We start from the raw sequence: 13,092 nt of genomic DNA, 5'->3' as shown, positions 1-13,092 counted from the left end.
TCTATCAGATCTTTTCTCGATCCGATTTCCTCGGTGCTTTCCAGGTTTCCGCTTCCGCGTTTCCCTTTCCGGCGGTTCCGACTTTATCAGAAGTTCTGAGTCGGTTTTCCCACCCGCTCCGGGGCACCTGTGTCCAGCACATGAAGTGTTGGGGTTCCCGGTTGGGCGGAGCCGTAAACGTACTGGAGCGGGGCGCCTCGATGCAAACCGAGGCGCCCCGCTCCGGGCTCACGCCGACGGTCCGTCAGACCTCCACGACCACAGGCAGGATCATCGGCCTGCGGCGATAGGTGTCCGAGACCCACTTGCCCAGGGTGCGCCGAATGAGTTGCTGGAGCTGGTGGGGCTCCACGACGCCGTCCTGGGCGGACCGCTCCAGGACTTCCGTGATCTTCGGAAGGACGTCGGTGAAGGCCGAGTCCTCGATGCCGGAACCGCGGGCCTGGACGTGCGGACCACCGGTGATCTTGCCCGTGGAGGAGTCCACGACCACGAAGACCGAGATGATGCCCTCGTCGCCGAGGATCTTGCGGTCCTTGAGGGCCGGCTCGCCGACGTCACCGACGGAGAGGCCGTCGACGTAGACGTAACCGGCCTGAACCTTGCCGGAGATCTTGGCCTTGCCCTCGACCAGGTCCACCACCACGCCGTCCTCGGCGATGACGATGCGGTCGTGCGGCACACCCGTCAGCGCGCCCAGCTCGGCGTTGGCGCGCAGATGGCGCCATTCGCCGTGGACCGGCATCAGGTTCCTGGGGCGGCAGATGTTGTAGAAGTACAGCAGTTCGCCCGCGGACGCGTGGCCGGAGACGTGCACCTTGGCGTTGCCCTTGTGGACGACGTTGGCGCCCCAGCGGGTCAGGCCGTTGATCACGCGGTAGACCGCGTTCTCGTTCCCCGGGATCAGCGAGGACGCGAGGATGACCGTGTCGCCCTCGACGATGCGGATCTGGTGGTCCCGGTTGGCCATGCGGGACAGCGCCGCCATCGGCTCGCCCTGGGAACCCGTGCAGACCAGGACCACCTCGTGGTCCGGCAGGTCGTCGAGCGTCTTGACGTCGACCACCAGGCCCGGCGGGACCTTCAGATAGCCGAGGTCCCGGGCGATGCCCATGTTGCGGACCATGGAGCGGCCGACGAAGGCGACCCGGCGGCCGTACTCGTGCGCCGCGTCCAGGATCTGCTGGATGCGGTGGACGTGGCTGGCGAAGCTCGCCACGATGATCCGCTTGCGGGCGCCGGCGAAGACCTGGCGCAGCACGTTGGAGATGTCGCGCTCGTGCGGGGTGAAGCCCGGCACCTCGGCGTTCGTGGAGTCGGTGAGCAGGAGGTCGATGCCCTCCTTGCTCAGCCGCGCGAACGCGTGCAGGTCGGTGAGCCGGTTGTCCAGCGGGAGCTGGTCCATCTTGAAGTCGCCGGTGTGCACCGCCATGCCGGCGGGGGTGCGGATGGCGACGGCCAGGGCGTCCGGGATGGAGTGGTTGACGGCGATGAACTCGCAGTCGAAGGGGCCGATGCGCTCCCGGTTCCCCTCCGCCACCTCAAGGGTGTACGGGCGGATCCGGTGCTCCTGGAGCTTGGCCTCGATGAGGGCGAGGGTCAGCTTGGAGCCGATCAGCGGGATGTCCGGCTTCTCGCGGAGCAGGAAGGGGACACCGCCGATGTGGTCTTCGTGCCCATGGGTGAGGACGATGCCCTCGATGTCGTCGAGGCGGTCCCGGACGGACGAGAAGTCCGGCAGGATCAGGTCGATTCCGGGCTGCTCCTCCTCGGGGAAGAGCACTCCGCAGTCGACGATCAGCAAACGGCCGCCGTACTCGAAGACCGTCATGTTCCGGCCGATCTCGCCGAGACCGCCGAGCGGGGTGACACGCAGGCCGCCCTCGGGGAGCGGCGGGGGCGAGCCGAGTTCAGGATGCGGATGACTCAAAAGACTCTCCTCACCACGCGCGCCACGTACCGGTACGGCACGTGGCGCGCATGACGTTCGTGCGTAAGCAGTTGTCGTTGTGGGGTGCGGGCACCGGTGCCCGCTTATGCGGTTGTCGATTCAGTTGTGAAGTTCGGGTGGTGCAAAGCCTGTTGTCAGAGCTGTACCCCGCCTGCGGCAAGATCGATCTTGAGCTGTGCGATCTCCTCGGGCGAGCACTCGACCATGGGCGCGCGCAGGGGTCCGGCGGGCAGGCCCTGGAGGGCGAGCGCGGCCTTGGTGGTCATGACGCCCTGGGTGCGGAACATGCCGGTGTAGACCGGGAGCAGCTTCTGGTGGATCTCGGTGGCCTTGACGACCTCACCGGCGACGTACGCGTCGACGAGGGCGCGCAGGTCGGGGGTGACGAGGTGGCCGACGACCGAGACGAAGCCGACCGCGCCCACGGAGAGCAGGGGCAGGTTCAGCATGTCGTCGCCGGAGTACCAGGCGAGGCCGGACTGGGCGATGGCCCAGCTGGCGCGGCCGAGGTCGCCCTTGGCGTCCTTGTTGGCGACGATCCTGGGGTGCTCGGCGAGCCGGACGAGGGTCTCGGTGTTGATCGGGACGCCGCTGCGGCCGGGGATGTCGTAGAGCATGACCGGCAGGCCGGTGGTGTCGGCGACGGTCGTGAAGTGCCGGTACAGGCCCTCCTGCGGGGGCTTGTTGTAGTACGGCGTGACGACCAGGAGGCCGTGGGCGCCGACCCGCTCGGCCTCGCGGGCCAGCTCGATGCTGTGGTGCGTGTCGTTGGTGCCGACACCGGCCACGACGTGGGCGCGGTCGCCGACCGCCTCCACCACGGCTCGTACGAGGTCCGATTTCTCCGCGTCGCTGGTGGTGGGCGACTCGCCGGTGGTGCCGTTGATGATCAGGCCGTCGTTGCCTGCGTCCACCAGGTGGGTTGCGAGCCGCTGCGCGCCGTCGAGGTCGAGTGCGCCGTCCGCCGTGAAGGGCGTGACCATGGCGGTGAGGACCCGCCCGAAGGGGGTCTGCGGAGTCGAGGTCGGAGCCATGGGTAACACGCTACTCGGTGCTCAATGCGTGGTCTGCCCTCGGGGTGCCGGGTAAGTCAGGACAAATATGGAGCCCGGCACTGCCTGCTCGGGGGTTCAAGCAGTGCCGGGTCCGTTTGATCAGGCTAGATGAAGTTCTCTAAATGCCGCAATACGGACACTTCGCGAGGCTGACCCGTACATCCGTTCCTGGTGGGGAACAGGGCTTCGTCAGGGGGCCACGCGCCCGTTCGCGTTGTAGGCGGCGTACGTCAGCGGCATGAGCTTCGCCCACTCCGCCTCCATCTTCTCGCCGACCATCTCGATCTCCCGCTGCGGGAAGGACGGCACCTTGGCCAGCTCGTGCTGGGTGCGCAGGCCGAGGAAGTGCATCAGGGAGCGCGCGTTGCAGGTGGCGTACATCGAGGAGTAGAGGCCGACGGGCAGGGCGGCGCGGGCGACCTCGCGGGCGACTCCCTCGGCGAGCATCTTCTGGTAGGCCGCGTAGGCCTGCTCGTAGGACTCCCTGAGGGTGCTGCCGACCGTCTCCTGCTGGGCCGGGGTGCCCTCCACGAAGACGTACTTGCCCGGGCGGCCCTCCTGGACGAGCCTGCGGGAGGCGTCCGGGACGTAGAAGACCGGCTGCAGCTCCCGGTAGCGGCCGGACTCCTCGTTGTACGACCAGCCGACCCGGTGCCGCATGAACTCGCGGAAGACGAAGATCGGGGCGCTGACGAAGAACGTCATGGAGTTGTGCTCGAACGGGCTGCCGTGCCGGTCGCGCATCAGGTAGTTGATCAGGCCCTTCGAGCGCTCGGGGTCCTTCCCCAGCTCGTCCAGGGACTGCTCGCCGGCGGTGGAGACGCGGGCGGCGAAGAGGACGTCGGCGTCCGAAGCACTGGACTTCACCAGCTCGACGGTGACGTCGCTGCGGAACGTGAGCGACTCGGGCGTGGTCACGGGGGTTGGGGTCCTTCCCATCACTGCTGTGGTTCGCGCCCACCTTACGGGGCACCCGCCGGGGGCGGAGGCAGTACCTCGCCTCAAAAAACGCACCCACGATTTTTTCGGACATGGGCACCTTTTGTGTCACTCGATCGTCTGTATCGGTGAGGGCTGCACGTTCGACCCCAAACCACCGTTTCGATCCCGAACCACCGGATCGACCCCGACCCCGAGAGGAGCGGCATCCGCGATGTTCCGTCGGCGCGAGCCCGTACCCTTCGCCTTCCTCGCCGAAGCCGACAGGTTCAGCAGCAATGTGACTCCCCCGCCCCGCAGGCGCGCGTCCGTCGGCGAGATGGCCGGGCGCTGGCTGCTGGGTCTCACCGTCGTGGCCGGGCTGGTGGGCTCCCTGATCCTCGGCATGCCGGCCCTCTCCACGCCGTCCAGCACGCCGGTTCAGCAGTCCCAGGCTTCCCAGGGGCACTGACCCTTCCGGCCGCTCAAGGCTGGTGAGCGGGAACCGGGCCGGATAGCCTCACCGGGCACAGCCCACGCGAGGACCGAGTGAGGACCAGCCGTGCCCCTGCCCTTCCTGACGGCCGACCGCACCTTCGAGGCGGCCTCCGAGAGCGCCCTGCCGTACGACGACCGGGACCGCTGGCGGCGCCCCTACCGGCCAGGCCCCTGGCGGGTGGGCATGTCCGCGCTGGTGCTGCTGCTCGCCTCGTTCGTGCTGTTCGCGGCCGTGCTCATCGCTCTTACCGGCTCGGTGTCCTCCGCCGGCGCGATCCTCGGCACGGGTCTGGTGATCATCGCGTGCGCGCTGCGGCTGCTGCGCATGGGCGTGTGGGTGAACGGGCACGGGCTGCGCCACGTGGGCTTCCTGGTGACGCGCACGGTTCCGTGGGCGCGGGTGCTCTCCGTGCGGACGGTGCAGCAGCCGGTGCGCTGGCTGGGACTGCCGCGCTCGGTGCAGGGGCAGGCGCTGACGCTCGTCCGCAAGGACCGGGCGGCCCGGGACACACCGCCGCTGCTGACCACGCACACGCTGGACTTCCTGGCCCGCCCGGCCGCCTTCGACCGGGCGGCGGACGTGGTGGAGGCGTGGGCCGCGGAGAACGGCCGCGGCGACTGAACGCCGCGGTGGCCCGTCCGGGGCCCCGCACCCCTCGATTCGATCAGGATCCGCTCCCGCGACCGGTCTCGGTCACGGGAGCGGCGCCGTTTCAGGCCTCGGCAGGGGTCCTGCCGTCGTGCAGGGCGATGGCGCGCTGCATCGCCTTGCGGGCGCGCGGGGTGTCCCGGGCGTCGTGGTAGGCGACGGCGAGGCGGAACCAGCAGCGCCAGTCGTCGGGGGACGCCTCGGTCTCGGCCCGGCGCTTGGCGAAGATCTCGTCGGCCGAGTCGCGGTCGATGCGGCCGCCGGGGGTTCGCTTCAGCTCGTCCACGGGCAGACCGCCCTCGGCGTCGAGCTCGGCGGCGAGCTGGTTGGCCCGGCGGACGAACTGGGTGTTCTTCCACAGGAACCACACGCCGATGACCGGCAGGATCAGCACCGCGATCCCGAAACTGACGGTGACGACCGTGCCGGACTCTATGAGCATCACGCCGCGGCTGCCGACCAGGACGAAGTAGAAGACCAGGACGGCGGCCGTGACGAGGTAGGTGATCTTCGCGCGCATCAGGGGGACTGTCTCAGCTCAGGTCGAGGAAGTGCTCCAGGCCGAAGGTCAGGCCCGGAGTGGTCACCACGCGGCGGGCGCCGAGCAGGATGCCCGGCATGAAGCTGCTGTGGTGCAGGGAGTCGTGGCGGACGGTCAGGGTCTCGCCCTCGGCGCCGAGCAGCACCTCCTGGTGGGCCAGGAGGCCGCGCAGGCGTACGGCGTGGACCGGGACGCCGTCGACGTCGGCGCCGCGGGCGCCGTCCAGGGCGGTGACCGTGGCGTCGGGCGCCTGGGCGGTACCGGCCGCCCGGCGGGCCTCGGCGATGAGCTGCGCCGTGCGCGTGGCCGTGCCGCTCGGGGCGTCCACCTTGTTGGGGTGGTGCAGCTCGACGACCTCGACCGACTCGAAGTACGGCGCGGCGATCTGCGCGAACTTCATGGTCAGCACGGCGCCGATGGAGAAGTTCGGGGCGATGAGCACGCCGGTTCCCGGGGACTGGTCGAGCCAGCCCCTCAGCTGCGCGAGGCGCTCGTCGGTCCAGCCGGTCGTACCGACGACCGCGTGGATGCCGTGGCGCACGCAGAAGTCGAGGTTGCCCATGACCGAGGCCGGGGTGGTCAGTTCGACGGCGACCTGGGCGCCGGTCTCCGCCAGCGTCTCCAGCTTGTCGCCCCGGCCGAGGGCAGCGACCAGTTCCATGTCCTCGGCGGCCTCGACGGCCTTGACCGCCTCGGACCCGATCCGGCCCCGGGCTCCGAGGACCGCCACGCGCAGCTTGCTCATCTCTTGTCCTTACCGACTTACCGAATCCGACGGAGGGAGTTAGGCGACAGCGTCGTGCAGCCGCGCTGCCTGTTTGTCCTTCAGTGGGCCGATGACCGACAGCGAGGGGCGCTGTCCCAGGATGTCGCGGGCGACCGAGCGGACCTCGTCCGGGGTCACCGCGGCTATCCGGGCCAGCATGTCGTCGACGGACATCTGCTCGCCCCAGCACAGCTCACTCTTGCCGATACGGTTCATCAGCGCGCCGGTGTCCTCCAGGCCCAGGACGGTGGAGCCCTGGAGCTGGCCGATGGCGCGGCCTATCTCGTCGTCGGAGAGACCGTTGACGGCGACCTGGTCGAGTTCGTCGCGGCAGATCCTCAGCACGTCGTGCACCTGGCTCGGGCGGCAGCCGGCGTAGACGCCGAACAGGCCGCAGTCGGCGAAGCCCGAGGTGTACGAGTACACGCTGTAGGCGAGGCCGCGCTTCTCCCGGACCTCCTGGAAGAGCCGGGAGGACATGCCGCCGCCGAGGGCGGTGTTGAGCACGCCCATGGCCCAGCGCCGGTCGTCGGTGCGGGCGAGGCCCGGCATGCCGAGGACGACGTGTGCCTGTTCGGTCTTGCGGCCGAGCAGTTCGACCTTGCCGAAGGTGCGGATCGTACGGCTGCCGTCGCGCGGGGCGATGGGCCGCGCGTCGGTGTCCTTGAAGGCGCCCGCCTTCTCGAAGGCCGCACGGACCTGTCGGACGACCTTGTTGTGGTCGATGTTGCCGGCGCAGGCGACCACGAGGTGCGTCGGGTCGTAGTGCTTGCGGTAGAAGCGGCGGATGCGGTCGGCGGTGAGGGCGTTGACCGTGTCGACCGTGCCGAGGACGGGGCGGCCGAGGGCGTTGTTCCCGAACATGGTGTGCGCGAACAGGTCGTGCACACAGTCGCCCGGGTCGTCCTCGGTCATCGCGATCTCTTCGAGGATCGCGCCGCGCTCGACGTTGACGTCCTCCTCGACGATCAGCGAGCCGGTCAGCATGTCGCAGACGACGTCGATGGCCAGCGGCAGGTCGGTGTCGAGGACACGCGCGTAGTAGCACGTGTACTCCTTGGCCGTGAACGCGTTCATCTCGCCGCCGACGGCGTCGATGGCGGCGGAGATGTCCAGCGCGCTGCGCCTGGAGGTGCCCTTGAAGAGCAGGTGCTCCAGGTAGTGCGTGGCGCCGTTCAGGGCCGGGGTCTCGTCGCGGGAGCCGACGTGCGCCCAGATGCCGAAGGTCGCGGAGCGGACCGAGGGCAGGGTCTCGGTGACGATGCGCAGGCCACCGGGGAGGGTGGTCTTGCGGACGGTGCCGATGCCGTTGGTGCCCTTGATGAGGGTTTGGGTACGGGCGACGGCCCGCGCCTCCGAAGAGGGGCGGGCCGTCACCTGGGAGCTACGGGACGTCACTGCTCGGCGTCGTCCTTGTTCTCGTCGCCCTCTTCGCCCTCGATCACCGGAACGAGGGAGAGCTTGCCGCGGGAGTCGATCTCGGCGATCTCGACCTGGACCTTCTGGCCCACACCGAGGACGTCCTCGACGTTCTCCACGCGCTTGCCGCCGGCGAGCTTGCGGATCTGCGAGATGTGCAGCAGACCGTCCTTGCCGGGCAGCAGGGAGACGAACGCACCGAAGGTGGTCGTCTTGACGACCGTACCGAGGTAACGCTCGCCGACCTCGGGCATCGTCGGGTTGGCGATGCCGTTGATCGTGGCGCGGGCGGCCTCGGCGGAGGGGCCGTCGGCGGCACCGATGTAGATCGTGCCATCGTCCTCGATGGTGATCTCGGCGCCCGTGTCCTCCTGGATCTGGTTGATCATCTTGCCCTTGGGGCCGATGACCTCACCGATCTTGTCGACCGGGATCTTGACGGTGATGATCCGCGGGGCGTGCGGGCTCATCTCGTCGGGCCGGTCGATGGCCTCCATCATCACGTCGAGGATGTGCAGGCGGGCGTCGCGGGCCTGCTTGAGGGCCGCGGCCAGGACGGAGGCCGGGATGCCGTCCAGCTTGGTGTCGAGCTGGAGGGCGGTCACGAACTCCTTGGTGCCGGCGACCTTGAAGTCCATGTCGCCGAAGGCGTCCTCCGCACCGAGGATGTCGGTGAGGGTGACGTAGTGCGTCTCGCCCTCGATCTCCTGGGAGATCAGGCCCATGGCGATACCGGCGACGGGGGCCTTCAGGGGCACACCGGCGTTCAGCAGCGACATGGTGGAGGCGCAGACCGAGCCCATGGACGTCGAGCCGTTGGAGCTCAGCGCCTCGGAGACCTGGCGGATCGCGTAGGGGAACTCCTCGCGCGTCGGCAGCACCGGCACGAGCGCGCGCTCGGCGAGGGCGCCGTGGCCGATCTCGCGGCGCTTCGGGGAACCGACGCGGCCGGTCTCACCGGTGGAGTACGGCGGGAAGTTGTAGTTGTGCATGTAGCGCTTGCGGGTCACCGGGGAGAGGGTGTCCAGCTGCTGCTCCATGCGGAGCATGTTGAGGGTGGTGACGCCCAGGATCTGGGTCTCGCCACGCTCGAACACCGCGGAGCCGTGCACGCGCGGGATGGCCTCGACCTCGGCGGCCAGGGTGCGGATGTCGGTGACACCGCGGCCGTCGATGCGCTTCTTCTCCCGGATGACGCGCTCGCGGACCAGGGTCTTGGTCAGGGAGCGGTACGCGGCGGAGATCTCCTTCTCGCGGCCCTCGAACTCCGGCAGGAGCTTCTCGGCGGCGAGCGCCTTGACGCGGTCCAGCTCGGCCTCGCGCTCCTGCTTGCCGGCGATGGTGAGCGCCTGGGCCAGCTCGGGCTTGACCGCGGCGGTCAGGGCCTCCAGGACGTCGTCCTGGTAGTCGAGGAAGATCGGGAACTCGCCGGTCGGCTTGGCGGCCTTGGCGGCGAGGTCGGCCTGGGCGCGGCACAGGACCTTGATGAAGGGCTTCGCGGCCTCGAGACCGGCGGCGACGACCTCCTCGGTCGGCGCCTCGGTGCCGCCCTCGACCAGCTGGATGGTCTTGTCGGTGGCCTCGGCCTCGACCATCATGATCGCGACGTCGCCGTCCTCCAGGACGCGGCCCGCGACGACCATGTCGAAGACGGCGTCCTCGAGCTCGGTGTGCGTCGGGAAGGCGACCCACTGGCCGTGGATCAGCGCGACGCGGACGCCGCCGATCGGGCCGGAGAAGGGCAGGCCGGCCAGCTGCGTGGACGCGGACGCGGCGTTGATCGCGACGACGTCGTACAGGTGGTCGGGGTTGAGGGCCATGACCGTGCAGACGACCTGGATCTCGTTGCGCAGGCCCTTCCTGAAGGACGGGCGCAGCGGGCGGTCGATCAGACGGCAGGTGAGGATGGCGTCCTCGGAGGGACGGCCCTCACGGCGGAAGAAGCTGCCGGGGATCTTGCCGGCGGCGTACATCCGCTCCTCGACGTCCACCGTGAGGGGGAAGAAGTCGAGCTGGTCCTTGGGGTTCTTGGAGGCGGTGGTGGCCGACAGCACCATGGTGTCGTCGTCCAGGTACGCCACGGCGGAGCCGGCGGCCTGCTTGGCCAGGCGGCCCGTCTCGAAGCGGATGGTGCGGGTGCCGAATGCGCCGTTGTCGATAACGGCCTCGGCGTAGTGGGTCTCGTTCTCCACTAGCGTTTTCTCCTCGTCTTCGTCCCTGGGCTGCCCGTGTGGCAGGGGGACGGTGGTGGAGAAGCGCGCCGGGCTGTGCGGGCCGGTCTTCGATCGAAGCACCCGGGGCTCGCTTCCCCCCGGGGGCCACTACCGAGGACCGGCGGCGGCGAGGCGCACTTCTCCTCGTTCTGTGTCATGCGTATTGCGTTGTGCCACCACACTACAAAGCGTGAGTGACACCGCGCACGTTTCCGCACGTACAGCAAAGGGAGCGGCCCCCGAGTCAGACCGGGAACCGCTCCCCTCACGGCGTACTACTTGGCGCCCGCCGCACCGCGGCGGATGCCCAGGCGGTCGACCAGCGCACGGAAGCGCTGGATGTCCTTCTTCGCCAGGTACTGCAGCAGGCGACGGCGCTGACCGACCAGGATCAGCAGGCCACGACGGCTGTGGTGGTCGTGCTTGTGGGCCTTGAGGTGCTCCGTCAGGTCGGAGATCCGACGGGAGAGCAGGGCGACCTGGACCTCGGGGGAGCCGGTGTCACCCTCCTTGGTACCGAACTCGCCGATGATCTGCTTCTTCGTAGCGGCGTCGAGCGACACGCGTACTCCTCATAGTCTGTAAGTGCCCACCGAGTGCCCCCGGTCTGCTTCTCGGGGGAGCTTCCGTGACTCGGAAGGCGGGATCCGCTGCGCGCGGCCTCAGGAGCCGTGGCTCCGGGGGTGCGTACACAAGCGGCCGTCACTCAGGGTACCAGGCGGTTGCGGGCCGGTTTCCCGCGGTCGGCGAAGCCCCCTGGAGAGCGGCCGACGGCCACTAGGGTGAGCGCCGGGACCGTACGTGATGCCGGGAAGGGGTCGCTGCACGATGACGGAGTCGGAAGCGGAGATCAAGGCGCGCAAGGAGCGGGAGCGGGACGAGCTCTACGCGCTCGACATCTCGGGCGTCGAGTGGCAGTGCGCCCCGGGTACCGAGGAGCACGAGGAGCGGGTCGAGATCGCGTACCTGCCGGGCGGGGCGGTCGCCATGCGGTCCTCGCTCGACCCCGACACGGTGCTGCGCTACACCGAGGCGGAGTGGCGGGCGTTCGTGCTGGGGGCGCGGGACGGGGAGTTCGACCTGGAGCCGTCGGAGACGAACGAGGGGCTCGCGGCACAGTGAGCGAGGCGGACTGAGGGGCGGCACGCGTGTGTGCCGCCCCTTTCCGCATGTCAGCGCTTCTGTGCGTGCTTGTGTCAGTGCTTCAGGTCCGCGCCCGGCGGATCACTTGCTGGTCATCGCTCGGGCCGTCGCGTACACGTCGAACACGGCGAGCGCCAGGGGGACCAGGGTCAGGAGCACGAAGCCCTCGGTGATCTCCAGGAAGCGGCCCCAGAAGGGGCTGAGACCCCGGCGCGGGACGATGAGTCCCAGTGCCGCCACGAGGGCCGCCCCGACCGCGATCGCCGCGACCAGCCAGATCGCCCGGATGTCCAGGCCGGAGCGGTCTCCGTTCAGAGCCTCGCGCAGCACGGAGTGCGGCGGGTTGAGCGCCAGGCCGAGGCCGAGCAGGACGAAGGAGCCGAGGCCGGCCGCCAGGAGCGGGGCGACCTGCCCGGTGTAGCGGAACAGCTGGGCGCGCATGAGGAGCGCCACGGCCGTCGCGCAGGCGAGCAGCTGGGCCCAGATGTCGTCGGAGAACCCGAGCACCGCGGACGAGGCGAGGGCGGTGAGCGCACAGCCGCCGACGAGGCCGACCAGGATTTCGTGGCCACGGCGCGCCTGGGCCTCGATCCGCCTCATGTCGACCGGCTCCTGCACGGCGGTCTCCGTGCCGTACGCGCTGTTCTGCGTGGAGTCCGGCGGGTCGAAGCCGACGGGCAGCCGGGCGAAGCGCATGGAGAACCCGGGCAGAAAGGCCAGGCCGCCCACCGCGACCGGTGCGCAGAGGGCGGCGATCTCCTTCGGTGACCAGTGCACGAGGATCGCCGTGAACACGCTGACCAGACCGAGCGCGGACGCGAGGACGACCGCGACGAACGGGGCGTCCCCGCCCGGCGTGCAGAGCGTCAGGACGACCGAGGCGATCAGTACGGCGGCGCAGGCGAGCAGGAACTGCAGTTTGCCGATTCCCTGGCCATGGGCGAGGGAGAGAAGCCCGGAGCCGGCCACACCCACGTTCGGAAGGGCGCCGAGACCCAGGGCCGCCGCCGAGCCCCGGTCGTCGTAGACACGGCCCCGTACGGCGGCGAACACGACGAGCAGCACGCCGGCGACGCCCGCGAGGATGCCGGGCAGGCTGTGCATGTCGTGCCGGGGATCGGCGTTCCAGGCGACGAAGGCGAGCAGGGCCGACAGGACGCCCGCGCCGGCGAGGCCCGCGGCGCGCGTGAGGTCTTCGCTCCACAGGGTGCGGTGCCGGGTCACCGCCGAGGCGACCGCCTCGGAGACGTCGTCGAAGACGGCCGGCGGCAACGAGTCGGAGAAGGGGCGCAGCGTGAGGAGTTCGCCGTCGAGAATCCGTTGTGCGGCGAAGGAACGTGAGCTGTCGAGGACGGTGCCGTCCCGGCGCACGAGGTGGTAGCCGACCGGCGCTCCCTCGGCGGGGTTCTGCCGGGAGAGCCGGAGAATCTCCGGGTAGATGTCGGCGACCGGGATGTCGTCGGGCAGCGCCACGTCGATCCGGCTGTCGGGCGCGACGATCGTGACCCGGCAGAAACCGAGCCCGGATCCCGGGCCCACGCCGGACACCGGCGTCCCCGTGGCTGTCGTGCTCACCTTGTGCTCCCCCTAAGTGATGGTTCTGCGCCCGTGATGTGAGAATCCTGCATCTCTCCCCGGGCGGGACCGCCGGGGGGTGGCGCGGATGGCGCCGCCCGGCTCCGCCAGGGGTGGTGTGCGGTGACGCCTCGCACGGAATACCCCGGTTCGCGAGGTGTGTTCGCGTGTGCTCAAGCGAACACCCGGCACCCTACCCCCCACCGGTCACCGGTGAAGTCAGTAGGATCACGCGGCGGCCTGCGTCCGTCCATCAACGGGGGGCGGACCTCATTCATGGGGCCCGGCAAAGGAATTGGGGAGCAGTGAGTCACATCGTCGTGAAGCGTCCGCCTCGGGCGCTGCCGTCCGAAGTGCCCACGGA

Annotated in this window: 12 protein-coding genes; 3 read left to right on the top strand and 9 right to left on the bottom strand. The window is 69.6% G+C overall.

Annotated elements, in window-relative coordinates; translation table 11 throughout:
* Nucleotides 1-244 precede the first annotated feature (244 nt).
* From ACZ7FF_RS44160 to thyX, 3 genes are all read right to left on the bottom strand, one after another.
* Nucleotides 245-1,930: a ribonuclease J gene (locus ACZ7FF_RS44160; protein WP_470820314.1), complete on the bottom strand. Its 1,686-nt coding sequence runs from the start codon at nucleotides 1,928-1,930 to the stop codon at nucleotides 245-247.
* Between the two features lie 155 nt (nucleotides 1,931-2,085).
* Nucleotides 2,086-2,985: a 4-hydroxy-tetrahydrodipicolinate synthase gene (gene dapA, locus ACZ7FF_RS44155; protein WP_470820313.1), complete on the bottom strand. Its 900-nt coding sequence runs from the start codon at nucleotides 2,983-2,985 to the stop codon at nucleotides 2,086-2,088.
* A gap of 210 nt (nucleotides 2,986-3,195) precedes the next feature.
* Nucleotides 3,196-3,945, bottom strand: a complete 750-nt coding sequence (gene thyX, locus ACZ7FF_RS44150; protein ID WP_470820311.1) for an FAD-dependent thymidylate synthase — start codon at nucleotides 3,943-3,945, stop codon at nucleotides 3,196-3,198.
* A gap of 214 nt (nucleotides 3,946-4,159) precedes the next feature.
* Between thyX and ACZ7FF_RS44145 the strand changes: the two genes are divergently transcribed.
* Together ACZ7FF_RS44145 and ACZ7FF_RS44140 are read left to right on the top strand one after the other, a co-directional pair.
* Nucleotides 4,160-4,396, top strand: coding sequence for a hypothetical protein (locus ACZ7FF_RS44145; protein WP_470820310.1), 237 nt, complete (start codon nucleotides 4,160-4,162; stop codon nucleotides 4,394-4,396).
* Nucleotides 4,397-4,486: 90 nt separating this feature from the next.
* A complete protein-coding gene (locus ACZ7FF_RS44140; protein ID WP_470820308.1) occupies nucleotides 4,487-5,044 on the top strand; it encodes a hypothetical protein in 558 nt (185 codons plus the stop codon).
* A gap of 91 nt (nucleotides 5,045-5,135) precedes the next feature.
* On the opposite strand, the gene ACZ7FF_RS44135 is transcribed toward ACZ7FF_RS44140, so the two are convergent.
* The 5 genes from ACZ7FF_RS44135 to rpsO form a co-directional block, all read right to left on the bottom strand.
* Complete coding sequence (locus tag ACZ7FF_RS44135) at nucleotides 5,136-5,591, bottom strand: hypothetical protein (protein ID WP_470820306.1); 456 nt, start codon at nucleotides 5,589-5,591, stop codon at nucleotides 5,136-5,138.
* Nucleotides 5,592-5,604: 13 nt separating this feature from the next.
* Entirely contained in the window at nucleotides 5,605-6,357 is a 753-nt protein-coding gene (dapB, locus tag ACZ7FF_RS44130; RefSeq protein ID WP_470820304.1) for a 4-hydroxy-tetrahydrodipicolinate reductase, read from the bottom strand.
* Nucleotides 6,358-6,396: 39 nt separating this feature from the next.
* Complete coding sequence (locus ACZ7FF_RS44125) at nucleotides 6,397-7,776, bottom strand: M16 family metallopeptidase (protein WP_470820302.1); 1,380 nt, start codon at nucleotides 7,774-7,776, stop codon at nucleotides 6,397-6,399.
* Nucleotides 7,773-9,989: a polyribonucleotide nucleotidyltransferase gene (locus ACZ7FF_RS44120; RefSeq protein ID WP_470820300.1), complete on the bottom strand. Its 2,217-nt coding sequence runs from the start codon at nucleotides 9,987-9,989 to the stop codon at nucleotides 7,773-7,775. Before ACZ7FF_RS44120 ends, ACZ7FF_RS44125 begins: the two co-directional genes overlap by 4 nt.
* Nucleotides 9,990-10,285: 296 nt before the next feature.
* Complete coding sequence (gene rpsO, locus ACZ7FF_RS44115) at nucleotides 10,286-10,573, bottom strand: 30S ribosomal protein S15 (protein ID WP_046416809.1); 288 nt, start codon at nucleotides 10,571-10,573, stop codon at nucleotides 10,286-10,288.
* A 265-nt stretch (nucleotides 10,574-10,838) separates the two neighbouring features.
* On the opposite strand from rpsO, the gene ACZ7FF_RS44110 reads away from it, so the two are divergent.
* Nucleotides 10,839-11,132 (top strand): DUF397 domain-containing protein, encoded by a 294-nt coding sequence (locus ACZ7FF_RS44110; RefSeq protein WP_470820298.1) that lies wholly within the window; start codon nucleotides 10,839-10,841, stop codon nucleotides 11,130-11,132.
* 102 nt (nucleotides 11,133-11,234) lie between these two features.
* Here the strand turns inward: ACZ7FF_RS44110 and eccD are convergent, their stop codons facing one another.
* Complete coding sequence (gene eccD, locus ACZ7FF_RS44105) at nucleotides 11,235-12,728, bottom strand: type VII secretion integral membrane protein EccD (protein WP_470820296.1); 1,494 nt, start codon at nucleotides 12,726-12,728, stop codon at nucleotides 11,235-11,237.
* Nucleotides 12,729-13,092: the final 364 nt, after the last annotated feature.

It is taken from the genome of Streptomyces sp. NPDC037126, assembly GCF_055605965.1.
The sequence above is the reverse complement of the archived record's forward strand: the minus strand, read 5'-3'. Positions and strand labels throughout refer to the sequence as shown.

Excerpts from the sequence above, each read along its gene's own strand:
- ACZ7FF_RS44135 (WP_470820306.1), bottom strand. The coding sequence starts at position 5,591 with ATGCGCGCGAAGATCACCTACCTCGTCACGGCCGCCGTCCTGGTCTTC.
- ACZ7FF_RS44110 (WP_470820298.1), top strand. The coding sequence starts at position 10,839 with ATGACGGAGTCGGAAGCGGAGATCAAGGCGCGCAAGGAGCGGGAGCGG.
- dapA (WP_470820313.1), bottom strand. The coding sequence starts at position 2,985 with ATGGCTCCGACCTCGACTCCGCAGACCCCCTTCGGGCGGGTCCTCACC.
- dapB (WP_470820304.1), bottom strand. The coding sequence starts at position 6,357 with ATGAGCAAGCTGCGCGTGGCGGTCCTCGGAGCCCGGGGCCGGATCGGG.
- ACZ7FF_RS44145 (WP_470820310.1), top strand. The coding sequence starts at position 4,160 with ATGTTCCGTCGGCGCGAGCCCGTACCCTTCGCCTTCCTCGCCGAAGCC.
- thyX (WP_470820311.1), bottom strand. The coding sequence starts at position 3,945 with ATGGGAAGGACCCCAACCCCCGTGACCACGCCCGAGTCGCTCACGTTC.